General features: G+C 60.8%; 23 protein-coding genes and 1 pseudogene. 7 read left to right on the top strand and 17 right to left on the bottom strand.

Annotation, left to right across the window (positions count from 1 at the left end):
- Window positions 1-40: 40 nt before the first annotated feature.
- On the top strand, window positions 41-466 hold the full coding sequence (locus tag ACZ3GY_RS18495) for an OsmC family protein (RefSeq protein WP_463562773.1): 426 nt from the start codon (window positions 41-43) through the stop codon (window positions 464-466).
- Window positions 467-538: 72 nt separating this feature from the next.
- Here ACZ3GY_RS18495 and ACZ3GY_RS18490 read toward each other — a convergent pair whose 3' ends face one another.
- Window positions 539-958 carry a PA0061/PA0062 family lipoprotein gene (locus ACZ3GY_RS18490; RefSeq protein ID WP_463562772.1) on the bottom strand — a complete coding sequence of 140 codons (420 nt, stop codon included), beginning with the start codon at window positions 956-958 and terminating at the stop codon, window positions 539-541.
- A gap of 103 nt (window positions 959-1,061) precedes the next feature.
- Here ACZ3GY_RS18490 and ACZ3GY_RS18485 point away from each other — a divergent pair, with 103 nt between their 5' ends.
- Together ACZ3GY_RS18485 and ACZ3GY_RS18480 are read left to right on the top strand one after the other, a co-directional pair.
- Window positions 1,062-2,141, top strand: coding sequence for an aminopeptidase (locus ACZ3GY_RS18485; protein WP_465911472.1), 1,080 nt, complete (start codon window positions 1,062-1,064; stop codon window positions 2,139-2,141).
- 23 nt (window positions 2,142-2,164) lie between these two features.
- A complete protein-coding gene (locus ACZ3GY_RS18480) occupies window positions 2,165-2,419 on the top strand; it encodes a DUF1161 domain-containing protein (RefSeq protein WP_463562770.1) in 255 nt (84 codons plus the stop codon).
- A 3-nt stretch (window positions 2,420-2,422) separates the two neighbouring features.
- Here ACZ3GY_RS18480 and ACZ3GY_RS18475 read toward each other — a convergent pair whose 3' ends face one another.
- Window positions 2,423-3,070 carry an HAD family hydrolase gene (locus ACZ3GY_RS18475; protein ID WP_465911471.1) on the bottom strand — a complete coding sequence of 216 codons (648 nt, stop codon included), beginning with the start codon at window positions 3,068-3,070 and terminating at the stop codon, window positions 2,423-2,425.
- A 64-nt stretch (window positions 3,071-3,134) separates the two neighbouring features.
- The gene (locus ACZ3GY_RS18470) at window positions 3,135-4,100 is read right to left on the bottom strand and encodes a hypothetical protein (RefSeq protein WP_465911470.1); all 966 of its coding nucleotides are present in this window, start codon (window positions 4,098-4,100) and stop codon (window positions 3,135-3,137) included.
- A gap of 424 nt (window positions 4,101-4,524) precedes the next feature.
- Here ACZ3GY_RS18470 and ACZ3GY_RS18465 point away from each other — a divergent pair, with 424 nt between their 5' ends.
- The 4 genes from ACZ3GY_RS18465 to ACZ3GY_RS18450 are packed head-to-tail and all read left to right on the top strand — an operon-like array spanning window position 4,525 to window position 10,163.
- On the top strand, window positions 4,525-5,691 hold the full coding sequence (locus ACZ3GY_RS18465; RefSeq protein WP_465911469.1) for an efflux RND transporter periplasmic adaptor subunit: 1,167 nt from the start codon (window positions 4,525-4,527) through the stop codon (window positions 5,689-5,691).
- Window positions 5,685-7,631: an ABC transporter permease gene (locus ACZ3GY_RS18460; RefSeq protein ID WP_465911468.1), complete on the top strand. Its 1,947-nt coding sequence runs from the start codon at window positions 5,685-5,687 to the stop codon at window positions 7,629-7,631. The genes ACZ3GY_RS18465 and ACZ3GY_RS18460 overlap by 7 nt, the downstream gene beginning before the upstream one ends.
- 11 nt (window positions 7,632-7,642) lie before the next feature.
- Window positions 7,643-9,034 (top strand): efflux transporter outer membrane subunit, encoded by a 1,392-nt coding sequence (locus ACZ3GY_RS18455; RefSeq protein ID WP_465911466.1) that lies wholly within the window; start codon window positions 7,643-7,645, stop codon window positions 9,032-9,034.
- 31 nt (window positions 9,035-9,065) lie between these two features.
- On the top strand, window positions 9,066-10,163 hold the full coding sequence (locus tag ACZ3GY_RS18450) for an ankyrin repeat domain-containing protein (protein WP_465911465.1): 1,098 nt from the start codon (window positions 9,066-9,068) through the stop codon (window positions 10,161-10,163).
- Between the two features lie 52 nt (window positions 10,164-10,215).
- Here the strand turns inward: ACZ3GY_RS18450 and ACZ3GY_RS18445 are convergent, their stop codons facing one another.
- The 14 genes and pseudogenes from ACZ3GY_RS18445 to ACZ3GY_RS18380 form a co-directional block, all read right to left on the bottom strand.
- Entirely contained in the window at window positions 10,216-11,682 is a 1,467-nt protein-coding gene (locus tag ACZ3GY_RS18445) for a hypothetical protein (RefSeq protein WP_465911464.1), read from the bottom strand.
- A 269-nt stretch (window positions 11,683-11,951) separates the two neighbouring features.
- Entirely contained in the window at window positions 11,952-12,509 is a 558-nt protein-coding gene (locus tag ACZ3GY_RS18440; RefSeq protein ID WP_465911462.1) for a hypothetical protein, read from the bottom strand.
- A 119-nt stretch (window positions 12,510-12,628) separates the two neighbouring features.
- The gene (locus ACZ3GY_RS18435; RefSeq protein ID WP_465911461.1) at window positions 12,629-13,045 is read right to left on the bottom strand and encodes an immunity protein YezG family protein; all 417 of its coding nucleotides are present in this window, start codon (window positions 13,043-13,045) and stop codon (window positions 12,629-12,631) included.
- 270 nt (window positions 13,046-13,315) lie between these two features.
- Complete coding sequence (locus ACZ3GY_RS18430) at window positions 13,316-14,071, bottom strand: PoNi-like cognate immunity protein (protein ID WP_465911460.1); 756 nt, start codon at window positions 14,069-14,071, stop codon at window positions 13,316-13,318.
- 269 nt (window positions 14,072-14,340) lie between these two features.
- Window positions 14,341-14,811: an SMI1/KNR4 family protein gene (locus ACZ3GY_RS18425; RefSeq protein WP_465911459.1), complete on the bottom strand. Its 471-nt coding sequence runs from the start codon at window positions 14,809-14,811 to the stop codon at window positions 14,341-14,343.
- 14 nt (window positions 14,812-14,825) lie between these two features.
- Window positions 14,826-15,269: an HNH endonuclease signature motif containing protein gene (locus tag ACZ3GY_RS18420; protein WP_465911458.1), complete on the bottom strand. Its 444-nt coding sequence runs from the start codon at window positions 15,267-15,269 to the stop codon at window positions 14,826-14,828.
- Window positions 15,270-15,343: 74 nt separating this feature from the next.
- Window positions 15,344-15,835 carry a hypothetical protein gene (locus ACZ3GY_RS18415; protein ID WP_465911457.1) on the bottom strand — a complete coding sequence of 164 codons (492 nt, stop codon included), beginning with the start codon at window positions 15,833-15,835 and terminating at the stop codon, window positions 15,344-15,346.
- A 409-nt stretch (window positions 15,836-16,244) separates the two neighbouring features.
- On the bottom strand, window positions 16,245-16,640 hold the full coding sequence (locus tag ACZ3GY_RS18410) for an SMI1/KNR4 family protein (protein ID WP_463562759.1): 396 nt from the start codon (window positions 16,638-16,640) through the stop codon (window positions 16,245-16,247).
- 9 nt (window positions 16,641-16,649) lie between these two features.
- Complete coding sequence (locus tag ACZ3GY_RS18405; protein ID WP_465911456.1) at window positions 16,650-17,843, bottom strand: hypothetical protein; 1,194 nt, start codon at window positions 17,841-17,843, stop codon at window positions 16,650-16,652.
- Window positions 17,844-18,031: 188 nt separating this feature from the next.
- Complete coding sequence (locus ACZ3GY_RS18400) at window positions 18,032-18,784, bottom strand: PoNi-like cognate immunity protein (protein ID WP_465911455.1); 753 nt, start codon at window positions 18,782-18,784, stop codon at window positions 18,032-18,034.
- A 12-nt stretch (window positions 18,785-18,796) separates the two neighbouring features.
- On the bottom strand, window positions 18,797-20,479 hold the full coding sequence (locus ACZ3GY_RS18395) for a hypothetical protein (RefSeq protein ID WP_465911454.1): 1,683 nt from the start codon (window positions 20,477-20,479) through the stop codon (window positions 18,797-18,799).
- On the bottom strand, window positions 20,469-21,581 hold the full coding sequence (locus ACZ3GY_RS18390) for a DUF2169 family type VI secretion system accessory protein (RefSeq protein WP_465911453.1): 1,113 nt from the start codon (window positions 21,579-21,581) through the stop codon (window positions 20,469-20,471). The genes ACZ3GY_RS18395 and ACZ3GY_RS18390 overlap by 11 nt, the downstream gene beginning before the upstream one ends.
- Window positions 21,582-21,602: 21 nt before the next feature.
- Window positions 21,603-22,064, bottom strand: a complete 462-nt coding sequence (locus ACZ3GY_RS18385) for a hypothetical protein (RefSeq protein ID WP_465911451.1) — start codon at window positions 22,062-22,064, stop codon at window positions 21,603-21,605.
- A gap of 967 nt (window positions 22,065-23,031) precedes the next feature.
- Window positions 23,032-24,879, bottom strand: a pseudogene (locus ACZ3GY_RS18380) (type VI secretion system Vgr family protein); the annotation flags it as partial.
- Window positions 24,880-24,906 lie beyond the last annotated feature (27 nt).

The following is a 24,906-nucleotide window of genomic DNA, read 5'->3' as shown; positions in this document are numbered from 1 at the left end:
CTCTCTGAACTCTGTACCCCTCATCAACAGGAGCATAGAGATGAAGAAGACAGCATCGGCCCATTGGCAGGGCGGCATCAAAGACGGCAAAGGCACCATTTCCACCCAGAGCGGTGCGCTTTCCGAGCAGCCCTACGGCTTCAACACCCGTTTTGAAGACAAGTCGGGCACCAACCCTGAAGAGCTGATCGGTGCTGCACATGCCGGCTGCTTCTCCATGGCACTGTCCAAGGAGTTGGGCGAGGCGGGTATGACTGCCGAGAGCATCGACACCAAGGCTGAAGTGACCCTCGACAAGCAGGACGGCGGCTTCGCCATCACCGCCGTGCACCTGTCGCTGAAGGCCAAGGTGCCGGGCGCTGACCGTGCGGCATTCGAGAAAGCGGTCGAAACCGCCAAGACCGGCTGCCCGGTCTCCAAGGTCTTGAACGCGGAAATCACCCTGGAAGTCGTGCTGGAGGCGTAATCGCCTGCTCAGTACCAGCGCTCAGCCGCGACACCAGTCGCGGCTGAGGCCGGCTCCCCTCGCAAAGTCCCGTTAGAAACTTCCACAGCGCAGATTCTTGCCGCGCGCCAGTACGTTGCGCTCGGCGTCATAGAGAATCGCCTGGCCACGCATCACAATCGAGCGCGCTTCGACGCGGTATTGCTGACCGGCCTTGAAGTCGTCGTAGCGAATGCGAATATCGCACGTTAGCTCCTGTGGCTCGGACATCATCGACGCACCTCCGCCACTACTGACCTGGAATCGGAAGCGCATGTCCAGTTCATGAGCGCCTGGAGTGACCTGAAAGTAGCGCCCGTCATTGACGCGCTCGCGATCCAGGCGCTCGGCCATCAGCAAATCGATACCTTCACCCTGCAGATCGACCCATGCCATGTTTGGATTGGCTGCCGGCAGGGGCGAGGCGCAGGCTCCGAGCAACAACAAACTAGCAAGAAGGACAGGCTGGCGCATCGTGGTGTCTCCCGTGGGCGTGAACTGAAGATGCTGCAGTATCGCGCAAAGCCGCCGCGACTTCGCGGTAGGATGAAGCGCTTACTTTCACATGACGACAGCCATGCTCGAGCATTGCACCTCCTTTCTTGTCGACCTGTCGCGCCGTGCGGCGGTTCCCCTGTTCGCGCTGTTGCTGGCAGGCTGTAGCACGGTCGACTATTACGGCCAGCTGGCCCGCGGGCAACTGCAGTTGCTGCACGCGCGGCAACCGGTGCAAACCCTGATCGACGACGCAGAGACCGAGCCGCAACTGCGCCAACGTCTGGTGCTGTCCCAAGAGGCACGAAGCTTCGCCAGTGAGCGCCTGGGGCTGCCGGACAATCGCAGCTATCGCTTGTATGCCGATCTACAACGGCCGTTCGTGGTGTGGAACCTGTTCGCCACGCCGGAGTTTTCCCTGCAACCGCAACTGCACTGTTTTCCGATCGCGGGCTGCGTGGCTTATCGCGGTTTTTATCAGCAGAACCGAGCCCGCGGCGCGGCTGCGCTGCTCAATGCGCAGGGACTCGACACCTACCTGGGTGGTGTGGAGGCTTACTCGACCCTGGGTTGGTTCGATGATCCGATCCTCAACACCATGCTGCGCTGGAGCGACGAACGCCTGGTCGCGGTGATCTTCCACGAACTGGCGCATCAGCAGTACTACCTGGCCGGCGACACCGCCTTCAACGAGTCCTACGCCACCTTCGTCGAGCAGGAGGGGCTACGCCAATGGCGCGCTGCACGTGGCTTGCCGGCTCCGCAGCAATTGTCGGTACAGCCGCGCGAGCAGTTCAGCGAGCTGGTGCTGGCCAGTCGCGCGCGCCTGGAAGCCCTCTACGCCAGCGGCCTCGATGCCGACGCGATGCGTGCTGGCAAGCAAGCCGAATTCGACCGTCTGCGCGACGAGTACCGGCAACTGCGGGCCACGCAATGGAAGGGCGTCGGCTACTACGACGGCTGGATCAACGGGCCGCTGAACAACGCCAAACTGCTGCCCTTCGGTCTTTACGACCGCTGGGTGCCTGCCTTCGCCAGGCTGTTCCGCGAGGCGCAGGGCGACTGGCCAACCTTCTATCGTCGGGTGGCGGAACTGGGTGCTTTGCCCGATGCGCAACGGCTTATACAACTGCAAGCGCTAGATGCTGTCCGAGAGAAGTGAACAACACGCAGAGGAAGGTCGTGATGAAAGGATGGACGGCAGTGATGCTGGTGCTTGGCCTGGTGGGCAGCAATGCCTGGGCCGCGCCCAAGTCGTGCGAGGAGCTCAGGCAGGAGATCGAAGTGAAGATCCAGGCTGCGGGCGTGGCCAGCTATACGCTGGAGATCGTGCCGAACGAGGAAGTCGAGGACGACGGCATGGTAATCGGCACCTGCGACAACGGCACTCGCAAGGTGATCTACCAGCGCAATGACCTCACCGGTTCGAGGATGATGTAGCCCTCAGCCAGCGAACGCCTGGTGCAACTGCGCCAGCGTCTGGACGTGATGGGCCGGCCGTTCGCCGCTCAACTCTTCCAGGCTGCCGAAGCCGTAACCTACCGCGACGGCATCGAGGCCGTTGCTGTGAGCGCCGATCAGGTCGTGCTTGCGGTCGCCGATCATCAGCGTATCGGCGGGGTCGAGGCCTTCCTGCTCGAGCAGGTGGGCGATCAGCTCCACTTTGTTGGTACGTGTGCCATCCAGCTCGCTGCCATAGATCGTCTTGAAGTAGCGACCGAAATCGAAGTGGCGGGCGATCTCCGTGGCGAACACCGTGGGTTTGCTGGTGGCGATATACAGCGTGCGTCCTTGCTCGCGCAGCAGCTGCAGTAGCTCGACGACGCCCTCGAACAGCTCATTCTCGTAGAGCCCGACTTCGCGAAAGCGCACCCGGTAATGGTTCACCGCCTCCCAGGCGCGCTCCTCGCTGAGGCTGTAGGTGTGCATGAAGCACTGCAGCAGCGGTGGGCCGATGAAGTGCTCCAGTGCCTGCAGGTCGGGCTCATCGATATCCAGTTGCGCCAGGGCGTACTGCACCGAGCGGGTGATGCCCTCGCGCGGGTCGGTCAGGGTGCCGTCGAGGTCGAAGAGAACGGTGCGCTGCTGCATGGTATGGATATCCGCTGGCCTGAAACGGCGCGAATTGTCCCGCAACGCAAGCCGCTCAAGCAACTCAGGCCGACGTTGGGCGATAGACCCAGCGCAGGCTCAGGCGCGTCAGTGGCCAGAGCAGCGCCAGCAGCACAAGCCCGAACAGCAGCACCAGCGCCAGGGCCACGAACTCCGAGCCGGCATACAGAGCCACCAACAGCACGACGCAAAGTACGGTCGCCACGACCAACCAGATCCCCATGCATAGCAGCACGCTTGCCAGCAGACGACCGACAGCCAGACGCGGCAACTGCGGAGGCAGCGCGCCGCGGGCGGCGAGCAGGGCGACCAGCCCGTACAAGAGTCCGGAAGCACTGCTGGCAGCCTGCAGCCACTCCATGCCGTAGGGGTTGATGACGCCGGCCGGCAGCAGCGTGAGCAGTTTCATGTAGATAACGCAGAACAGCAGGCCGAAGGCCAGCGCGGTTTCGCCGCGGCTGACCAGGCCGAGTCCGCTTTCGACCTGGCCCGTACGGCGCATCAGGTGCAGGCTCAGCCACAGTGGCAACAACGTCGCCAGTACGAAGGAAACGAGGTTCAACGGTTGCAGCAGTAGAGTGGGGGATATCCCGTGATCGCCTTCGTAGATCCATGTAATCAAGTGAGTCACCAGCAGCCTGAAGAATAGGCCGACCAGAACGAAGGCCACGAAGTAGAAGCCGACGAAGAGCGCGATGAGCCGACCTGGGCGGGTGACGTTCACCAGATTGTGCCGCTGCAGGTAATAGCGGGTCAGCAGCAGCGCACTGCAGCCATCGATTGCCAGCGCGCCGAGCCAGTAGGTCGCCAGCTGCCACAAATCGTCCAGGTAGGCTTGCAGGTATTCGGGCTGCAGAGTCAGCCACATGATGACCCAGGAGATCATCTGGCCCGCTGCACAGCAGAGCATCGCGGTGATCAACAGGCGCATGGGCAGCCCGGACGGCTGTCTGGCCTCGCTCGCGGGGCTGGGGTCGACCTGAGCAATGGCGTAAGGGTTGCTGTGCATGGGGGATTCCTTTCGGGGCAGGTCTTTCAATGACGGCAGGATATACCGGCGCAACGTGCGTTGCTGTGATGGTTCTACGGTTCGCCAGACAAGAGCGGCCATGAGGTATTCGCACTGGTCATGGGGCTGAATTTTCCTGATCCGAGACCTGTCACTTCCGGTGTGGTTATAGCTTTGAAACATTTTGTTTCATTTGTTCGGGCTGGAGGCGCCGGGTTTTCCCGGGGTCATCCGTCTTGGGTGGTAAGAGCCGGATATTTTTTCGCTCTCCACGAGTTGCATGGCGCCTGCACGGGCGCGTTGCGTCTTTCACCTTGCACCTCACCCTGGCGTGTCACGCTGCCTTCGTTTGCCTGAGTGCGAGCGCAGGTTCGGTTGACGTCGGGGATGGTTATTGGATGCTCAGGCAGAGGTCGGGCCCGTCATGACGTTTTCCCCTTTCCCCATTCGCCGGCGCTGGCTGCTCGCCGCGGTCGCGCTCGTGCCGGTTATCGCTCTGGCCTGGTTCAACGGCGAGCCGACGCCTGTCTACGAAACTGCTGTGGTTGGCCGAGGCGACGTGGAGGCCACGGTGGTCGCCATCGGCACCCTGCAGCCGCGCTATTCGGTGGATGTTGGCGCCCAGGTGTCCGGGCAGATCATGCGTTTGCATGTTGAGCCGGGTGATCAGGTGGAAAAGGGCCAGTTGCTCGCCGAGATCGACGCCAGCCTGCACGAAGCCACGGTGGAGGCGGATCGCGCCGCTCTCGACGGCCTGCGCGCGCAGTTGCAGGAGCAGCAGGCGCAGTTGCTGCTGGCGCGCCAACAGCATGAGCGGCAGTTGCACCTGGCCAAGCTCGACGCCACCCGTGAGGAGGATGTGCAGAGCGCCGCCGCTGGCTACACATCGGCCAAGGCGCGGCTCGACAACCTGCGCGCGAAGATCGCCGAAAGCCAGGCTTTGCTCAAACGTAACGAGGCGCAGCTCAGTTACACCCGTATCTATGCGCCCATCGCCGGTTCGGTGCTGGGTGTCGACGTGAAAGAGGGGCAAACCCTCAATGCCACCTACCAGACGCCAACGGTGATGCGCATCGCCGACCTGCGCAGCATGACCGGCTGGACGCGTGTCTCCGAGGCCGATATCCGTCGGGTCAAGGCAGGTCTGCCGCTGTACTTCACCACCCTCGGCGGTGACGAGCGGCGCTGGCACAGCACGGTGCGTCAGGTGTTGCCGGCGCCGCCGGTGCCGGCCAACAGCCAGGGCGAAGCCAGCAGCACCAGCAGCGAAACGGAAAAAGTGGTGCAGTACACCGTGCTGTTCGAGGTGGACAACGACGATGGTGAGCTGATGCCGCAGATGACCGCCCAGGTGGTGTTCGTCACTGCCTCGGCGAAGGGTGTGCTGACCGCTCCGCTGGATGCCTTGCAGGGCAAGCAGGGTCATTATCAGGTGCGCATTCTTGGCAAGGATCAGCCAGAGCTGCGCGTGGTGCAGGTCGGCGCGCGGGATCGCCAGGTGGCGGAAATTCTCGATGGCCTGCAGGAAGGTGAGCGTCTGGTAACGGGCGAGGCCCAGACCGATGCGGGGATGTCGAGGTTCCAGTGGTAACGCCGTTGATTGAGCTGCAAGGCATTCGGCGTACCTATGGTGGCGAGGGTGGTGCGCCAGCGGTGGATGTGTTGCGGGGCGTCAGTCTGTCCGTTCAGGCCGGTGAGTTCGTCGCCATTGTCGGCACCTCGGGCTCCGGCAAATCGACACTGATGAACCTGCTCGGCTGCCTGGATCGTCCCAGCGCTGGCAGCTACCGCTTCGCCGGTGAAGACGTGGCCGCCTTCGATGCCGACCAACTAGCCTGGCTGCGCCGCGAAGCGTTTGGCTTCGTGTTCCAGGGTTACCACCTGATCGCCACCGAGTCGGCACGGGAGAACGTCGAGGTGCCGGCCATCTATGCCGGCATGCCGGCCGAGCAGCGCCGCGAGCGTGCGTCTGCGCTGTTGCGTCGGCTGGGGCTGGACGAGCGCCTGGAACACCGGCCGGGTCAGTTGTCCGGCGGCCAGCAGCAACGCGTATCGATTGCCCGGGCGCTGATGAATGGCGGACGCATCATCCTCGCCGACGAACCCACTGGCGCGCTGGACAGTCGCAGCGGCGAGGAAGTAATGGCGCTGCTGCACGAGCTGGCCGACGCCGGCCACACCATCATCCTGATCACCCACGACCGCGACGTCGCGGCTCAGGCGCGGCGGGTGATCGAGATCCGTGATGGCGAGGTCATCAGCGACAGTGGCCCGCAGCAGCCGATCAATGCCCTGCCAATGCCGGACATGAGCCTGGCCGGGCGCGATCATGGCGCGTCCTTCTTTGCTGAGCTGGACGAGATGTTGCGTGGTGCCTGGCGGGTATTGCTGATCAACCGTTTTCGCACGGCGCTGACCTTGCTCGGCATCGTCATCGGCGTGGCTTCGGTGATCGTCATGCTCGCCGTCGGCGAGGGCGCCAAGCAGAAAGTGGTCGCCGAGATGGGCGTGATGGGCGCCAACATGATGTACGTGTCCAGTGATGTGCCGCGCAGTGGCGGGCCAATTGGCGTGTTGACCCTGAGTGACTTCGAGGCCATCGGTGAATTGCGCGAGGTGGCACGGGTGATGCCGGTGCTACGCGACCCGGCCCTGATCCGGCATGGCCAGCAAGCATTGCAGACCGAGGTGCTAGGCGTCGGCGAACACATGCCGGCAATCCACCACTGGCCGGTAGCGCGGGGGCGCTTTTTCAGCGCGGCGGAGAATGAGGAAGTCGCTCCGGTGGCGGTGCTCGGTCACGAGGTTTACCAGACGCTCTTCCCCGATGGAGGCAATCCGTTGCGGCAGATCATCCTGATCAACAGCTCGCCGTTCGAGGTGATCGGCGTGATGAGCGAAAAGGGCAGCGATGCGGGCGGCAACTATCCGGATGAGCAGGTGCTGGTGCCCCATAGCACAGGCGTGGTGCGGGTCTTCCCGAAGCTGCGCGACGAGAGTTACGGGAGCATCGAGGCACGCAGCAGTGACCTAGTGCTCAAGGCACAGAGCGCAGTGGAAGAGCTGATGTTGCAACGTCACGGGCGCAAGGATTTTCGCGTCTACAACTCCGCCGCCAAGCTGCAGGCCGAGGCCAAGACGCGGCAGAGCATGACCCTGATGCTGGGTTTGATCGCGGCCGTATCACTAATGGTCGGTGGTATTGGCGTGATGAACGTGATGTTGATGACGGTACGCGAGCGCACCCGCGAGATCGGCATTCGCATGGCGACCGGTGCACGGCAGCGCGACATCCTGCGCCAGTTTCTCACCGAGTCGGTACTGGTGACGCTGGTCGGTGGCAGCGTCGGTGTGGTCACCGGGTTGCTGTTCGGTGCACTGCTGATCGCCTGGAACGTGCCGTTGGTGTTCTCGCTGTCGGCCATGCTGCTGGCATTCGCCTGCTCGGTAGGCACCGGCCTGGTGTTCGGCTATCTGCCGGCCAAGACTGCGGCGCAGCTCGACCCGGTCGTGGCGTTGGCCGCGCAATGACAGGAATTCCGATGACGCCTTACCTGATCCCCGGTCTGCTGGCAGCGCTGCTGTTGGGCGGCTGTACCCGGACAGCCGATGCTCCGACAGATCTGCCCGCAGCCCCCGAACACTGGCGCAACGCTGCCGCTGAAAGTGCCCAGCCGCCCCGTCAGCAATGGTGGCGGGCTTTTGCCAGCCGTGAACTCGATGAGCTGATGGCGCAGGCCTTGCGTGACAACCAGGATCTGGCCGCCGCCGTTGCGCGTCTGCGCCAGGCCGAAGCGTCCGCGCGGCGTGCAGGTGCCGAACTGTCACCACGCCTTGATGGCAATCTTGCTGTCGACCGCCAGGCGCGGCTTGGCGGCAACGCGGAGGTCGATGGCAATGCCTACAGCGGCAATGTCGCCGCCAGTTATGAAGTCGATCTGTGGGGGCGCCTGCGCGCCAGTCGCGACAGTGCCGCTTTTGCCCGCGATGCCAGCCAGTTCGACCGCGCTGCCCTGCAGGTCTCCCTGAGCGCCGCAGTGGCCTCGACCTGGCTGGACACCGTTGGCTTGCAGGAGCGCCAGCGCATCGCTCGCCTCAACCTGGACAACGCCGAGCGCGTGCTGGGTACGGTCGAGGCGCGGCAGAGCGCCGGTGCGGCCACGTCGCTGGAGCTGGCTCAGCAGCGCGGCGTGGTGGCCGTGCAGCGGCGTGAGCTGGCGGCCGTCAGCCAGCAATGTGAAGACAGCCTGGCAACTCTGGCCGTCCTGCTTGGCGGGCGCGTGGATCAGTTGCCGGCCAGCCAGGCGCGTTTGTTCGAACTGCCCATGCTCGATATCGGCGCAGGCATCCCCAGCGAATTGCTGCTGGCCCGTCCGGATCTGGCCCGTGCCGAAGCCAACCTGGCGGCTGCGCATGCCAATCTGCAGGCCGCTCGCGCCGCTCTCCTGCCGCGCCTCAGCCTGAGGGCCACGCTCGGCGGCAGTGCCGACAGCGCCTCACGGGTATTCGCCAATCCGCTGTACTCCCTCGGCAGTGCGCTGACCGCGCCGATCTTCGACGGTGGCAGCCTGCGCGCCGACCGTGATCTGGCCATGGCGCAGCGTGAGGAGCTGCTGGCCGATTATCGCGGTGCGCTGATCACCGCCTTCGCCGAGGTCGAGGTGGCGCTCAATGGGTTGAGCGGCAGTGCTGCGCAGCAGCAGGCGCAGGACGAGGTACTGCTGCAGGCCGAGCGTGCCTTCCGCCTGGCCGAGTCCCGCTACCGTGCAGGCGCCGAAACCCTGCTCACGCTGCTCGATACGCAACGCAGCCTCTACAGTGCGGAAGATGAAGCGGCGCGACTGCGCATGCTGCACCTGCAGGCGAGCGTCAATCTGGCACGGGCGCTGGGCGGCGGCTGGCGTGATGAGCCAGCCGGATCGTCAGGCCGTTGACAAGCGCCGCGCCAAGCCACGATGGTGGGCAATGAAAACCGTATTGATCAGGATGATGGCCGCCGCCATGGGTAAGCGTAAACGCAAGACACTGCCAAAGGATTTCGCTCAGTTGTTGGAGCACGCCTCGTTCACCGAACTGGTCTCCGTGTTCGATGGTTGCGAGCTCGAAGCCACCGGTGGCTACGGCAAGAGTACAGCGCTGGGGTTCTACAATTGCCCCGATGAGCTGGTTCGTTGGCTGGTGGAGCAGGGCGCCGACATCGATGCCCGTGACACCTACCAGCGCACGCCGCTGCACCATCGCAGTTCGAGCTGGATCGGCGGTGTCGATCTGCTGCTCGACCTGGGTGCGGACATCGAGGCACAGGATTACCAGGGCGACACGCCACTGCATGCAGCAGCCAAGAGCCACAAGTCGGATGCGCTTGCTGCGTTGATTCGCCGTGGCGCGAATATCGATGCCAGGAGTCGGCAGGGGCATGGCGTGCTGCACGTCGCTCTGGCCACCACCCGCAACGCCGACATCGAGGCCACTGCGAAGATCGCCCAGATCCTGCTGGATGCGGGTGTACAGGTGGATGATGGCATGCGTGCCGACGTGCAGCGCATTGGTCGCGAATTCGAGTTTCACCGCGCCGGCTTCAACCCGGACTACCTCGAGGCGACGGATGCAGGTCTGGCCAGCCTCTATCACCTGTTCGATGTCACCCCTGTCGCCTCACGCACGCTTCACGACGGCAAGGCAACCATCGTCGTCGCGGCAGGCCCCTGGCCTGAGCAGCACCAGCAGCTTTGGCAACTGCTGGTTCCATCCTCCGGCCCTGCAGCAACTGTGCAGGGCGAGGTGATCCGCCTCAGTGGGCGTATTTCCCGCGAGATTCATCACAACGGCTCAGCCAATTGGGACGGTGATTTCAAGGCCATGTTGGCCGCTCTGGTCGGCCATCTTGGTAGTGCCGTGTCTCTGCTGTCCGGCGAGCTGGCTGAAGCTCAGGCACTGGCTGTTGCGCTGCGCAGCGGCGACGATGACGCCGAGCGCACGGATCGGCTCTGCGATCTGGCCATACGCTGGGTCATCGCCAACCCGCAGCCTTTGGTGCTGCAGGCGCCTGCCTACGGCAGGTAATGGATCTGCGCATCGCCACTCGATGGTGGCGATGCGGCGGTGGCGTTCCACCTCAGAAGTCGCGCACCTCGTCCATGGCGGCGTCGATCACCGCGCGATCCACGGGCAGCGTCTCGACCCCGAACAGTGCAACGCGCTTCCCATCCACTGCATCCATGATGCCCATCAGGGCGACGTAGATCGCTTCGCGCTCCACGGTCTCGATGAAGCCTGATCGGCGATCCAGTGCATTGAAACCCTCGGTGTACTCACGAACCAAGGCTGCCAAGGTTACGGCGAGGTCGGCAGCGCTGCTGCCTGATTGGGCGGCTATATCGAGGGCGGTCGATCGTGCCTTGCGATAGAGGGCAGCGGCTTTCCTGGCCTGCGCCGGTGTGATGGTGTCCAGGCCGTCCCAGTCGCGAAACGGATTGTCGAGATTCGCAGCGAGCCATTCCGGCTTGCGCGCCTGGCGAACCTCGAGATCCAGGCCGCTGAGTGCGCGAGCCTTGTAGGCCTTCTTGACCCAGGTGGCGACATCCGCCGGCAGGCTCGATAGCCAAAGGCGGCCCAGCTTCGGCCAAGCCTCGGGCGACGGGAAGGCCTCGGCCTGGTAGCCGAAGGTGTCGGTCAATGTGAGGGTGTGCAACTGCTCGAATCTGGCCAGAGCCTCTGCATGCCTCAGCACGCAGGGCGCGCCCCAGATGCGCAGTTCTTGCAGCGCCGGAAATCGCTGGGCGATCCTGGCGACATCGACTTCGCGTACCTTGTTGAGCAGCAGGCTCCTTAGCGTTTCCAACCCCGACCACACGGGTGGCACTTCAGCGGTGTTGAGTGAGAGCCACCGGCCGGCCGCAGGCTGATGGATCGTCAGGCTCGGCTCGGCCTTGCCGACCAGCGACAGCATCTCGAGATCGTCATTCACATACAGATCGCGCACACCGGTCACATCGATGATGAAGCGGGTGAGATGCGTATCGCGCACGTCGATCCTGTGCTGACCATGGTTGTGAATACCGACTTCATTGATGAAGGGGCGGCGGCGGATGAAGTCGAGCAGACCCTCGATGGGCTCAACCACGTGGACCGAGGTGAGGATGGGCAAGTCGTCGAACGTCGTCAGATCGCCGATGGCTTTCACGTCTTCGGTGAACAGCCGCGTGGCCGAACGGCGGATTTTCATGCCATGCGGGGTCTCCAGTACCACGCTGTCGTCGCCGCACGCATGGGCCTGCTTGAAGCGCTGGCGTGCCGCCTCGGGAGTGGCGTTCCACCGCTGCTGGTTAACGAACAGGCCGCCATCTGGCCAGTCCGCGTAGCTGTTCGTGTGGTCTTCGATCAGTGGCGCCAGATGGCCAATGCGTGTGTAACCCTGTGGCACCCTGGCAGGCACCCAGAGGTGCTCCAGATGGTCGTTCCAGAAGTGGAAATCGAAACGCGCCGGTTGCATCTCGGCAATCTGGGCCGCATTGGGCAACTCGTCGAACGTGGGGCTCAACAGCAGCACTGCCGCATTCGTATGCTTGCCTTCCTGGCGCACATGGGTCACCTGCATGGCGACGTATGCCCCCAGGCGAGCATTGAATACAGCGAAGACATCTCCGGGAACGGGCGACATGACGGTGAGACTCCTGGGTGGCTATGAGAAGCGCCCGACAGTCTAAGTCATGTGGTGTTTGGGGCGCCCGAAAAGGCGCTGTAGCTGGTGTATTCCAGTAGGGGCAGCTGTCCGGCCACGGGCTGTCCGCAACGGGCTTGCCGACTCACGGAGGATGCATCCATTCGTTTTGCTTCCGTGTGAAGGGACGCTCAAGCCTGTTCGCCGTACCGATTCCTGAACCACTCATCGATGGCATGCTGCACGTCGGGGCATGCCCGGTTGGCGTCTTCGACGATACTGGCGCCGGTTGCCGGGCAGGTCAGGCCGAATTCGATGTGCAGCCAGGCGCGTAGAGCTTCCGCTGAGCCTGGATCATCGGGTGGCTGGTTCAGGTCGTCGGAGCCCAGCTCGTCGTAGCCGATGCCGAACAGTTGCAGGAAGTCCTCGAAGTTCTTCGCCAGCACCCGATTGTCACAACCTTCCGAACCCAGATGGACGACTGGCGCCTGGCGGGCATCGGTGCCGCCGAGCAGCCAGAAGGCGACCAGCGAACCATCCGGGCCGGCGCCGAAGCAGGCGAAGTTGGCAGCCATGGCTGCGTCGCCATCGAACCAGGCGAGCAGGCCACCGTAGTCGTCGGGCCTGAGGCGCATGCAGCCGCTGATGGGGTAGTCGGTTTCATCCAGATAGTCGCAGATTCGGCGCAGCGCATCGGGGAGCACGACGCCTGCTGGAACGCTGGCCTGGATACGCTGGAAGCGAGTCATGTCAGCAATTGCTATCCATTGATGAGATTTATCGGAGGCTTCCTGCACCAGTCAGACGACTGTGCTAGTCACGTCATGAAGTCCGTTTTGGTTTGTGACCATTTTCGGTCGTTTCACCCCTAGAGCTTCGGCTGCTGTGGAACAAAATTCTGTAACTCCGGCCGTGGGTAGGTGCGGAATTCGTCAGCCCATTTGTCCGGAGATGGAATTATCTCGAACGCAGGTAGTTCGTCGTAGATGAAATCGAATTTGAAGTTGCCGTCAGGGGTAAGTGTGAACGTAGCGGTGTACCAGGCATGCCCGTTTTCATGGAGGGCTGCCATTTTGGTACGTAGCTCGCGAAACGCATCGCTTAATTCATCTTCCGCGACGAACGACACTGTTTTTACGTCATTGAGCAGATAGTGGCCGGTCTCCGAAAAAAACCGGGTAATGGCCTGGAACGAATAGGTAGCGTCTGTCCAACCGTCCTCTGGCAGCACTTCGTACACACCTTTTGCGATGGTTTGCTGCAGCTGTTGAATTTCGGGTGTCATTTCATTGACCTGTAGGGTTTATGATCGTGTGCTTGGACGTAGTGCCGCCGAGCGAAGTACCGGCGACCACGTGGTAGCCGGCATCGCCCCGAACGCCCTTGTACAGGTCGCCGATGCACACCCTGGGCTTTGACGTCGAGCGAAGACTAGGTTTGATTGCCGATGGTGGCGAAGCAGACCTGTGCCTGATTAGCAGCCTGACCGATACGAGTCACTGATTCACATCCCATATCGGTGCAGGCGATTGCGGGTGAAGCGATGCTATAGAAATCAGGTGTTGTGAACTAAGTCAGCCGGATAGTGCGGATGCGTTCTGAAAGACGAATCGTCTATTCCAAATAGCTTCACTACCAGTGCGGCTTCAAAGCACCAATAACCAACGTAGCCGGTGTCTTCGCCCTTATGGTTGTCGTACCACGCTGCAAGGTTCTTGTTGCCTTTGTACCAGCCGTCGAGGAATTTCTTGACCAGATTGGATTGCTCTTGCGAAGGCGCATCCAGTGCTTGCAGCAACAGCGCATATTGCTTGGGGAACACCAATTCGTTGGATACGGCACGCTGATGAGCGCCGAGTTTCACGGCGATACGGTCCAGTAGCGCGTCCTGGCCTGCGTTGTTGATCAGCGCGATTACGCGCCCAAGGTGTGCTTCGTCCATACCGAGACAGACGGCCAGAGAGAGCCACCAGAAGAAATCCAGGTAGTTGTCGAAACTCAGTCGCTCATATTGGATGCGTTTTTTTTGCTCGTCCTTAGGCAGGGCGGCGCACAGCGCTTTGAGTTGCTCACGCTCAGCGAGCAGTCTGACTATATGGCCGCTCAAATTGGCAACCCGGTCGCCACGCGAATAGCTCATGACGATGACTTCAAGCGCCTTATTGCAGAGATCCGCAGCGGCGGTTACCTTGCCGTAGGGCAGCGGTATGCCTCCAGAGTCGAGACGGTTCTGCTTCTGTTGCATTCTCTCCAGGTCATACGAAATCCATTTGTCGAAGAACTCTTTGCTCTTTAGCGTATCGCGCGGCATTGATCTGCCCCTCTGTCTCAAAATCCCGGAACCTTTCCGGCGTTACCCCTGACCACATTGCCAGAGCTGTCGATAAGTCTTGGCCTATCGAGGCGCTTCATGACCCAGGCATCATCCATCTGATTGGTGCCATCGGCCAATCTCTTGCTGAGCTGCGATGAGTTGTACTTCGCCTCAGTGATGAGGTATTCGGGGGGCGGGTTTGAGTTCTTGTAGACGCTATTTAGTCTACTGATAGTAGTTGTATATGCCCGAGTCTTTTTCGGTTTTCAAGTGAATAGCTGGGTCTTAAAGTCGGCGAAGGAGGGTGCAACTGGCTCCGTATGCGGAGCGAAATCATCGGATTGGTTGTGATCCCAAAGTACTACCTCGGGGCATTCAGCGTTTTTCCGAAAATCTAAGCAGAGAAAGTCACCAGAAAAAAGCGCTGCGAAAGGAATGAGCTTGCAGCCGATCTCGTCAGGATCATCGCCGAGTCGGGAGTCCAACGCTGTCATCACTACCGATATGTCGTACTCACCTATATCCTCTGAGTTAGGGTCTAGCATAACGGGTAGAAAGCGTTCAATCAGTCTGTCCGTACCCTCATGGATAAATAGATTTTTTTCGGGGATTCCACCATTGCCGTATTGGAGGAACTCAATAAAATCCTGAGGCAGTTTTACTCTGCAGTAACGCTCGAGTGAAGTGGTCGCTTCAATAGGGGGCGCTGAAATCTGGCCTACTGTTTTTAATTCCATAACAAACTCCTGGTTCATCTCTTGCCTGCCGCCCACATGCCTGTAGACCGACCGCCAGAGTGAGTAATGATGTTATGCGGCCCAAACGGAATAAGTTCCATTCTACCCGGCAGCTCTGAGTGGTGCCATGTGAACCCGCTAGGGCGACCTCCGGGTATCTGGCTATCCAGCCATTTGAACTGCGCTTTGTCGCCCGTTTTCCACAAATACTCAGGGAGGTGGTCGACCCGGCTAACCAATCCTGCTTTCTCGAAATCTGGAAACTTGGTGCCAGGTTTGAAAGGCACATCTGGTATCAAACCCTCCGCTATTGCTTGCCGCTTTATCGCCTCCTTTTGCCCTCGGGTGAGGTTCTCACCACCAGGGAAATCTTTTTCCCATGACCAGCGTTTGTTTGAGTTCACTAGCTTTGCGTATTGCTGAGCGTTTGACAATTTGGCTACATGCACACTGGTCACGGCTGCATCCGCGGCTTTTTCTGCTTCCTTGGCGGACTCCGGCAGGCGCCGCCCCAAACCACCCGCATCCGATGCTACGTCGGCCCCCTTGTTGCATCCGCTGCAGTATCCAGTACACGTGCTGCCTTGCCGGCTCTACTCGCACCCTTCACCACCACGCTGCCGGGTATCAACATCGATAGGAAAGAGCCGCCTTGTTGCGCATCGCTGTTCAGTTCGAACAGATCACCTGTGGTACCTGCACTCATTAGCTGGCTTGCCTGACGGGCAAGCTCATTGGCGTTGGCCAGATCGCCGGCCTGATGGGCGGCAACGGCTGCCTTTTCCATGGCGTTGGCGCGTACGGCTACGGGTGGGATACCAGCCACCGATGTGTACTTGCTGGCCATCACGCCCAGGTTCCATAGGTCGGTGGGCAGGTTGCCGATGCCCTTAAGCACGCCGACGCCGGTATCTAACGGGTCGTCAGTACTCGCTCCGGCGATTCGCTTGGTGCTGCTCCAGGCGCCGGAACCGAAGTCCTTGGTCTTCTCCCACAGCGAGCGTTCGTCGGGGCGAACAGCCACTCCAGCGGTTTGTTTTAGGCCGGGTTACCACGGGCATCAAGGAATATGCCGATATAGGCCGTGATGGCGAAGATGGAGAGAGCAGTCAGGAGGCTGGAGCGTGGTTTGTTCATGGAGACGATTCTAGAACAGGCCCGTACTGTGATTAACGTTGCGACATAGGTGCGGTGAGCCGAATCAAACGCATGACGACATGTCGGGAGCTCTTACATGCTGATGAGAGTGCGTATTGCTGAACAGCTTTCAAGTGATCATCGTTGTAGCTCGTCCTGTCATAGTGAAGGCATATAACGAAAGCAACCCATCCCGCAGTGGTAATCACCGGGATACTTAACCAAGATGACATTGCCTGTTTCTATTCTAAGCAGACTTTATATCTATTGTTTTTTCTCGATGCAAATTATTAAGATTAGGAGTAAGTAATGACAAGTGTTCGTATGAAACTCTCAAAATTTGATGCCACTTTCCGAGTGCTGCGATTCGTCGGGTCGATCTCGACCACATTCCATGTATCTATGTCGTAACCCACGTTGTAGCCCTGAAGGTCATCGCCTATGAGCAGAACGTTTTCGACGCCATCGCTATCCCCATAGATTTCTTCAGGTTCAACTGGCCCGCTGTAGAGCTCGAATGCGGCATCACCAATCTCTCCTGCTCCAACAGCCAACAGGAAGTCAATGTAGTCATTGGGAATGGCTGGGTAAATGGCACGGATAGCGGCCTCACCATTTGGCGAAATTGGAATCATCCTGTCGATTAAGGAACCTTTGCCCTTCGCATTTTGATAATCCAGGTACATGCTCATGATTTGCTCTCACTTTTCGAATAAGTCTCGGGCCGGGCTGCCCGATCTATGTATTCCGCCCTGATGTTGATCTGGGAATCTGGCTGGATGCATATTCCACCATTTATTGGGTCCGCCGTAGCTGGATTCAATCAAGTGATGTGCATCGTAGGGTTGTCCAACACGTCGAATAACGGAGCCGTTTTTCGAGAGTACATCCTCGCTATACCTTGGCCATTTCTGATTTGTATTTTTTTCCCACTCTGAAATCAAATCGTTTTCCACTCGATTGAAGTCAGTCCGGTGCGCCGCTGCGGCCTCCACATCTAAGCGCTGGTACTTATTGGATCGTAGGTCTTGCTCAAGCAATTTTCTTTGGTTTTCAGGGATCTTCCGACCGGTGCGAGCTTCGACATCTTTGATGTAGGCTCTGATTTTTTTCGCAAGCTCCGTCCAGGCTGTGCTTCGAGGCGCAATATGTACACCTTGTTGGGCTTTTGTTCCTGCGGCTCTCGCATCGACCGCTGAATCCAGCGCATGTGCCCCACGCACCGCTTTGCCCGCTCTACTCGCCCCCTTCACCACCACGCTGCCGGGTATGAACATCGACAGTACAGAGCCACCGGTCTGTGCATCGCTGGTCAGCTGGAACAAATCCCCGGCGTAGCCTGCGTTCATCATCTTGTTGGCCTGGCTGGCCAGTTCGTTGGCCTTGGTCAGGTCGCCGGCTTGGTGGGCGGCAAGGGCTGCCTTTTCCATGGCCTGGGCGCGCAGCGCGATAGGCGGGATACCCGCCGCCGAGCTGTATTTGCTGGCCATCACCCCGAGGTTCCAGAGATACGTAGGCAGGTTACCGATGCCCTTGAGTACGCCGCCGGTATCCAGCGGGTCGTCAACGCTGGCCTCGGCTATGCGTTTGGTGCTGCTCCAGGCGCCGTATCCGAAGTCTTTGGTCTTCTCCCACAGCGAGCGCTCGTCGGCTTCGGCGTCGAGCAGCGCCTGCAGTTCCGGGTTGGTCTCCTCGGCGGTTTTTTCGGCCTGGGTATCTGCGCCGCGCTGGGTGGTGACGGCCTTGCCCAGCGCACCACCGACACCTGCGCCATTGCAATTGACCAGGCAGGTGGTGCTGTCCTGGCGCACCACGGGACTACCGTTGACCTTGACGTCGTTCTGGCCGCTGAGGAACTTGACGTAGCCGCTGCCGAGCGAGGTGCCGGCTACCACGTGGGAACCGGCATCGCCCTAGAGGCCCTTGTGCAGGTAGCCGACGTTTGACGTCGAGCGAAGACTAGGTCTGATTGCCGATGGTGGCGAAGCAGACCTGTGCCTGATTAGCAGCCTGACCGATACGAATCACTGATTCACATCCCATATCGGTGCAGGCGATTGCGGGTGAAGCGATGCCATAGAAATCAGGTGTTGTGAACTAAGTCAGCCGGATAGTGCGCATGCGTTCTGAAAGACGAATCGTCTATTCCAAATAGCTTCACTACCAGTGCGGCTTCAAAGCACCAATAACCAACGTAGCCGGTGTCTTCGCCCTTATGGTTGTCGTACCACGCTGCAAGGTTCTTGTTGCCTTTGTACCAGCCGTCGAGGAATTTCTTGACCAGATTGGATTGCTCTTGCGAAGGCGCATCCAGTGCTTGCAGCAACAGCGCATATTGCTTGGGGAACACCAATTCGTTGGATACGGCACGCTGATGAGCGCCGAGTTTCACAGCGATACGATCCAGTAGCGCGTCCTGGCCTGCGTTGTTGATCAGCGCGATTACGCGCTCAAGGTGTGCTTCGTCCATATCGAGACAGACGGCCAGAGAGAGCCACCAGAAGAAATCCAGGTAGTTGTCGAAACTCAGTCGCTCATATTGGAAACGGTTCTTTTGCTCGTCCGATGGCAATGCATCGCACAGTAACTTCAGTTGCTCACGGGCAGCCAACAGGCTTTCGAGGTCATCGCGAAAACCGGTAAGGCTATCCCCTCTTGAGTAGCGCATTATGATGCGATCAAGAATTTTCCTGGCAAGGTCATATGCCGCTTGAACTCTGCCATATGGCGCCAAGGAGTTGGACCCTAGTTCGTCGAGTATTTGTTGGATTACATCTTGATCGTAATCAATCCATTCATCGAAATACGCCGTCGTTTTCACGTTGTCACGAGTCATCAATTATTTCCTTTAAAAATTCGGAACTTTCCCAGCATTGCCTCTGATTACGTTACCTGCACTGTCAACCAGCTTGGCGTTTACCTTGCCATCCTCGCCAACACGAAGTACCCACTTTTGAACATCTCCGCGGCGCATGGACGCGCGAATGGCATCAGCCTGCCTTTTACCAACTTGTGCATCCAATCGGTTTCTTACCCAGGCATCATCCATCTGATTTGTGCCATCGGCCAATCTCTTGTTGAGCTGCGATGAGCCGTACTTCGCCTCGGTGATGATGTACTCGGGAGGCGGGTTTGAATTCTTGTAGACACCATCAATGCCGTTCTGCCCGGGCTTGTAATTGCCGTCCGTTTTACCCAGAGGCTCGTATCCTTTACCTACCATGGCCTCATGTGCCGCCTTCTCGCCTGTTGCCGCCTTGACGTGCACCCCTGGGCCCGAACTCTTGCCTACATCTGCGGCTTTCTCGGCGTCGGCCGCCTCATCCAGAACTCGCACTCCACGTGCTGCCTTGCCCGCTCTACTCGCCCCCTTCACCACCACGCTGCCGGGTATGAACATCGACAGTACAGAGCCACCGGTCTGTGCATCGCTGGTCAGCTCGAACAAATCCCCGGCGTAGCCCGCGTTCATCATCTTGCTGGCCTGGCTGGCCAGTTCGTTGGCCTTGGTCAGGTCGCCGGCCTGGTGGGCGGCAAGGGCGGCCTTTTCCATAGCATGTGCGCGCAGTGCGATAGGGGGGATGCCCGCCGCCGAGCTGTATTTGCTGGCCATCACGCCGAGGTTCCAGAGATCTGTAGGCAGGTTGCCAATGCCCTTGAGTACACCAACGCCGGTATCCAGCGGGTCGTCAACGCTGGCCTCGGCTATGCGTTTGGTGCTGCTCCAGGCGCCGGAACCGAAGTCTTTGGTCTTCTCCCACAGCGAGCGCTCGTCGGCTTCGGCGTCGAGCAGCGCCTGCAGTTCCGGGGTGGTCTCCTCGGCGGTTTTTTCGGCCTGGGTATCTGCGCCGCGCTGTGTAGTGACGACCTTGCCCAGCGCACCGCCGATACCTGCGCCATTGCAATTGACCAGGCAGGTGCTGTCCTGGCGCACCAGCGGGATACCGTTGACCTTGACGTCGTTCTGGCCGCTGAGAAACTTGACGTAGCCGCCGCCGAGCGAAGTACCGGCGACCACGTGGGAACCGGCATCGCCCTGGACGCCCTTGTGCAGGTCGCCGACTCGATACACCGGCACGCCCTGGGCTTTCACGTCCGATGAGGACTGGGTCTGATTGCCAATGGTGGCGAAGCTGTCGAAGGGCACCACGGCATTGCCGACCTTGCAGAAGTCCGGTACCGAGCAGACGGCTTTCCATTCATGGCTGTCGTTGGCGGCGTGGCGGGCGTTGCCCACGAGATCCTTGCCGTCCTCCGTCGGTTTTGACTCCGCCAGCTCGCCATCCTTGTAGACCCCTTTGTCGTACAGATCCTTGACCTGCCTGGCGGTCTTGTCGAAGCTCTCGCGCTGGCCCGGAAAGTATTCGCCGTTGGCGGTGAAGGCTTCCCAGGGGTGGCCGCCACGGGCATACAGGCTATCCAGATTGTTCAGGGCGCCTGCGGCCTGTTCGGCGCTGTCGATACCGAAGTTCTTACGGAACAGGTCGGCGTTGTGGTACCGGCCTGCCGATATGTCTATCTCAAGTGCCATGCACGTCCTCCTGTACCAGGGGAACGTCCAGCGTGCCGATCGCCAGCCGCTGCCAGGGCTCGCCGCGCTCGAAGGTGCCGCGCCAGATCAGCGAGACGTGCCGGGCATCCAGGTCGATGGCCACGGTGTCGAGCACCAGCGGCCCTTGTCGGGTACGGCCGTGGAACGGGGTCAGCGATACCAGCGCGAGGATCCCGGGCAGACGGAAATGCGTCAGGCCCTCAGGCAGCATGCCGAGCAGGGAGATGAATTCGTCGCCGGTCAGGTAGCCGGGCTGGATCAGCTCAGGCGGCGCCGCCTGGTAGAAGCGTTCGTCGAAGTCGTCGGGCAGCAGGGGATAGCGCTCGCGCTGCCAGTGTTCGTCGTAGGTGCCGGCGTATTGCAGGCGTGCCTGGCTCCAGCGGGCGAGGGGGGCAAAGCCTTGTGGCGGCAGCGCGTCATGGGGGCTGGTGATTGGCGCATCGACGTCCTCGATCTGTGGCGCCGGCAGCTCGCTTACGCCCTCCAGCCATTGGCGTATCTGCGCCTGGGCCTCGGGGGACACGGTTTGCAGGTCGGCCTCGCCGGGCAGCCAGCCGCACCCGGCGGGATTATCGGGGTTGTACACCCGCTCTACCGGGCTCTGTTCGCTCGCCATCACGCTGTAGCAGCCACCGAAGGCATAGCGGTAGTCGAGGGGCACCTGGTTGACGGGTTCAGCGCTGCTCAGGCGCCACTCCTGCCCGTGGCGTTCGAAGCGCCGCGGGCCGTGCAGTTGCAGCAGCTTGCGCCGTGTGCCGACGCGAATGCCGGCGAGCCAGCCAGGTAGGGCGACACCGCCTTCGCTACGGGCGGTACCCGTGACGTAGATATCACTGGCCGGTTTGAGCAGCGTCAGGTCGCCTTCGCGGCGCAGCACGCTTTGCAGGGGGTTGGCTTCGGGATGGCCATCGTACTCATCGGCATAGACGATGGGTGCCTGCACATCGGCCCGCGGTAGTGGAAGATAGCTACCGGTCAGCGCGAAGGTGCCGCGCAGCACCAGTACGTCGTAAACGACGTCGCCTGGGCCGGTTTTCTCGAACCAGGCATGGGGGAAACCACTGCGATTATCGATCTGCACGCTATGTCCGTTCGCTATGAATCAAGCTTCGCCAGGTATCGATTGCGCGGCTGGAATGATCGACACGCTGTGCAGGCACTCGGGGTTGTTCTGCTTGAACGCGAAGCGCAGTTGGCCCCAGGGGCGTGCGCTTTCCCAAACGCTCGTCTCGTGCGGTGAGCGGCCACGCGGGGCCGAGACCAGAAGCAGTTCACCATACTGCGCTTCTATGTCATGGCGGCCTATGCAGGCACCGGTCAGAAACAGGCCGACGGTGCTCTGGCGAGCCGCATGCTCCTTGTTGAGCACCGTTAAACCAGTCTGCGCGATGCGCACGTTGCCTTGCAGGACAACCTCGCCACCAATCCAGCGGGTGCGGTGCTCATCCTGCTTGTCCAGCTGCAAGGTGCTGCCCAGTGTCTGCTCGATCTTGGTCTTGGTCAGCGGCCCTTGCTGCGCCAGTTTCTCGATGGTTTGCCAGAGCGTGAAAGAGGCTTGGTTCATCCGTTGGTTCTCGTTCGCTGTTGAACAGGCTGCCGTGCTCGCTACGAGCAGGTAGGCAAAGAGCCTGAAAAAGGGCCGCTTAATCGTCGACGTTATCGTCATACCAGCTGCCGTAATAATCGTTGTACGTGACGAACTGGCCGTCGACCTTGACCGATGAGGTTTCGCTGCCCCACACCTGGCCGACGGCCTTGCGGGCTGCACCTGTATCGCCGCTGCTGACGAGCTGGTCGTAGGCCGCGTTGTAAGCCGCATGGTTGGCCGCCGAACCATTGATGCTGATGTCCGGACCGCCGCTGGCGATGATCTCCCGTTGTACCTTGATGTTGTTCAGCACCGCAGCGCCCTCGTCTTGCAGAGCACCGCTGACGTAAGCAGCCTTGGAGGAAAGATTCTCCTCGTAGGGATTGGTGGCATGGCCCACCTCGTGAGCCAGCAGTTGGGTCACTGTGGCGGGCGAGCCACGCATGTCGCCGTCGATGACGATCCGGCTCACGTCACCTTCCTGACTCACGTATGTCCCTGCGCCTGCAGGGCCGTATTCGATATCCCAGCCTTGCTCCTGCAGCGAGCGCAGATCCTCCTGCAGCGCGGGTGACTGGGCGGCAATGCGATCCACTGCGCTGCCGAGGCCGGTGGTAACGGCGGCAGGCGTATCGGCCGCCGCGGGTGCATTGCTCCTCAACGAGAGGCTGCCCTGTGCTTCGGCGCCCGGGCGCTTGTCATTACCCTGGGCGCTCGGTGCGGCCTGCGAACCGAGGTCGCGCAGAACGCCAGTGACCGCTGCGAGTGCACCGACCTGCGAGCCGGGCTCCGCCTTGCCGCTGTGTTCTGGCGCTGGCTGCGCGGTACCCGAGTTGAGCAGGATATCGGACGGGGCATCGGCGTGCAGATACTCCTGCGCCTTGAAGTGGATGTCCTTGGCACTGAGGTAGATGGCATCCGGCGTCAGGGTCAGTTGCGAGCTGCCGACCTTGAACTCGATCTTGTCGCCGGCCGAGACGGCCCAGGTCTTGCCGACGAAATCGGTGCGGTTCATGCCCACTGCCGAGAACATCGCCATGCCGATGTTGCGGTTATAGCCCAGGCCGACGTTGGTCATCTTGGCCATGCCGATGCTCTCGACCTTGAAGCGTCCGATGTTCACCGTCTTGTTGTGGCCGATACTGTATCGCTCGTTGCGGGCGATCTTCTTGGTGCGGTTGGCGCCGACATCGACCGTCTCGTTGCGGCCGATGGACTTGCTGCGGTCGCGGCCGATGGCGTGGGTCTCGTCCAGCTCGACGACGATGTCCTGGTTACGTTCGGCATGGATGTACAGCTGCTCTTCGCCCTTCTTGTCCTCCATGCGGATTTCATTGAACTGCGCTGGCGTGCCACCCTTGCTGGAGCGGCTTTTGATGCCGCTCTGGGTGGCGTTGGCAGGTAGATCGTAAGGCACGGTTTGTTCGGCGTTGTAGACGCGACCGGTGATGATCGGCCGGTCAGGGTCGCCTTCCAGAAAACTAACGATGACTTCCTGACCAATACGCGGAATCTGGATCGAGCCCCAGTTCTTGCCGGCCCAGTTCTGCGATACGCGGATCCAGCAGGAGCTGTTCTCGTTGGACTGGTCGTGACGATCCCAGTAGAAGTGCACCTTCACCCGGCCGAACGAGTCGGTCCAGATTTCCTCGCCTTGCGGGCCGACCACCATGGCCGTCTGCGGCCCCTGCACGATCGGCTGCACGGTCAGTGGTAGCGGGCGGAAAACCTGGCTGGCATCGATGCACTCCAGGCGGCTGTCGAACTGCAGCGGCTCGTCGCTGGTGTTGTTCTCGAAGGCTTCCTGCACGATCTGGTAGTCGGCGCTGAGCGTCAGGTATTCGCGGTTCTGATCGGCGCGTGGGTAGCCAGTCATGCTGAACAGGTGACCGGCACCGATCCCGCGCGCGTTGCTGCGCAACTGTACGCGCTCGTACTGGGTATGAATGGCCTCGATGCGATTGCGTGCGTATTGCTCGCCGTCCTTGCTCTGGACGTATTCACCGGGGTAGTCGAACAGTGGATGCCCGGCGTTGCTATGCGGTCGCGAGACGATCGAGCGTACTTCCAGGCGTGCGCTGGGGCGTTGAAAGTCGTAATCGTTGAGTTCCAGCGAACCTGACTGCACTTCGTGGTTGAGGTGCCAGTCGTAGATGTGGTCGCGTTCGCGCATCTGATCTTCCAGCGGGAAGTAGGGCACGCTGGCGTAGCCAGGGGCCGCCCGGTGTGCGCCATAGGCGTCGCACAGCACCAGCACGTGGCGGGCCTGCTCGTGGCGGAAGTAGTAGTAGATGCCTTCCTGCTCGAGTAGTCGGCTGACGAAGTCGAGACTGGTTTCGCGGTACTGCACGCAGTACTCCCACTCCCGATAGGAGCGGGTGAGGGAGTCTTCGAAGTCGGAGAAACCCAGGTCGCGGAAGACCTGCTTGACGATATCCGGCACCGTCTTGTTCTGGAAGATGCGGCAGTCTGACGTACGCGACAGCAGCCATAACCAGGGCTTGAGGCTGACCCGGTAGCTGGCGAACTGGCCGCTACCAGCCGCCTGGCTGCAGCGTGCAGCGATGCCGTGGAAGTAGCGGTCGCTGCCGTCGGCCAGTTGCAGGGTCAGCCCCATCGGCTTGCCCAGCAGGGCATCGAGTGGCAGCGCATGATCTTCGGAAATCAGCGCCAGTTCGTAGGCGAAGGGGCGGCTGAGTTCGTCCCGGCCCTCCATTCTTCGCAGCACCAGCACGTCGCCACCCAAGGGGCTAGTGACGACGGCCATGCGTGCGCTCTGGGTTATTGCCATCTAGCGTCCTCTGTCGCAGTCAGCATC

This window comes from Pseudomonas sp. PME37.24/006, from assembly GCF_055556635.1.
The sequence above is the reverse complement of the archived record's forward strand: the minus strand, read 5'-3'. Positions and strand labels throughout refer to the sequence as shown.

Excerpts from the sequence above, each read along its gene's own strand:
- ACZ3GY_RS18495 (WP_463562773.1), top strand. The coding sequence starts at position 41 with ATGAAGAAGACAGCATCGGCCCATTGGCAGGGCGGCATCAAAGACGGC.
- ACZ3GY_RS18490 (WP_463562772.1), bottom strand. The coding sequence starts at position 958 with ATGCGCCAGCCTGTCCTTCTTGCTAGTTTGTTGTTGCTCGGAGCCTGC.
- ACZ3GY_RS18485 (WP_465911472.1), top strand. The coding sequence starts at position 1,062 with ATGCTCGAGCATTGCACCTCCTTTCTTGTCGACCTGTCGCGCCGTGCG.
- ACZ3GY_RS18480 (WP_463562770.1), top strand. The coding sequence starts at position 2,165 with ATGAAAGGATGGACGGCAGTGATGCTGGTGCTTGGCCTGGTGGGCAGC.
- ACZ3GY_RS18475 (WP_465911471.1), bottom strand. The coding sequence starts at position 3,070 with ATGCAGCAGCGCACCGTTCTCTTCGACCTCGACGGCACCCTGACCGAC.
- ACZ3GY_RS18470 (WP_465911470.1), bottom strand. The coding sequence starts at position 4,100 with ATGCACAGCAACCCTTACGCCATTGCTCAGGTCGACCCCAGCCCCGCG.
- ACZ3GY_RS18465 (WP_465911469.1), top strand. The coding sequence starts at position 4,525 with ATGACGTTTTCCCCTTTCCCCATTCGCCGGCGCTGGCTGCTCGCCGCG.
- ACZ3GY_RS18455 (WP_465911466.1), top strand. The coding sequence starts at position 7,643 with ATGACGCCTTACCTGATCCCCGGTCTGCTGGCAGCGCTGCTGTTGGGC.
- ACZ3GY_RS18450 (WP_465911465.1), top strand. The coding sequence starts at position 9,066 with ATGAAAACCGTATTGATCAGGATGATGGCCGCCGCCATGGGTAAGCGT.
- ACZ3GY_RS18440 (WP_465911462.1), bottom strand. The coding sequence starts at position 12,509 with ATGACTCGCTTCCAGCGTATCCAGGCCAGCGTTCCAGCAGGCGTCGTG.
- ACZ3GY_RS18435 (WP_465911461.1), bottom strand. The coding sequence starts at position 13,045 with ATGACACCCGAAATTCAACAGCTGCAGCAAACCATCGCAAAAGGTGTG.
- ACZ3GY_RS18430 (WP_465911460.1), bottom strand. The coding sequence starts at position 14,071 with ATGCCGCGCGATACGCTAAAGAGCAAAGAGTTCTTCGACAAATGGATT.
- ACZ3GY_RS18425 (WP_465911459.1), bottom strand. The coding sequence starts at position 14,811 with ATGGAATTAAAAACAGTAGGCCAGATTTCAGCGCCCCCTATTGAAGCG.
- ACZ3GY_RS18410 (WP_463562759.1), bottom strand. The coding sequence starts at position 16,640 with ATGAGCATGTACCTGGATTATCAAAATGCGAAGGGCAAAGGTTCCTTA.
- ACZ3GY_RS18400 (WP_465911455.1), bottom strand. The coding sequence starts at position 18,784 with ATGACTCGTGACAACGTGAAAACGACGGCGTATTTCGATGAATGGATT.
- ACZ3GY_RS18395 (WP_465911454.1), bottom strand. The coding sequence starts at position 20,479 with ATGGCACTTGAGATAGACATATCGGCAGGCCGGTACCACAACGCCGAC.
- ACZ3GY_RS18385 (WP_465911451.1), bottom strand. The coding sequence starts at position 22,064 with ATGAACCAAGCCTCTTTCACGCTCTGGCAAACCATCGAGAAACTGGCG.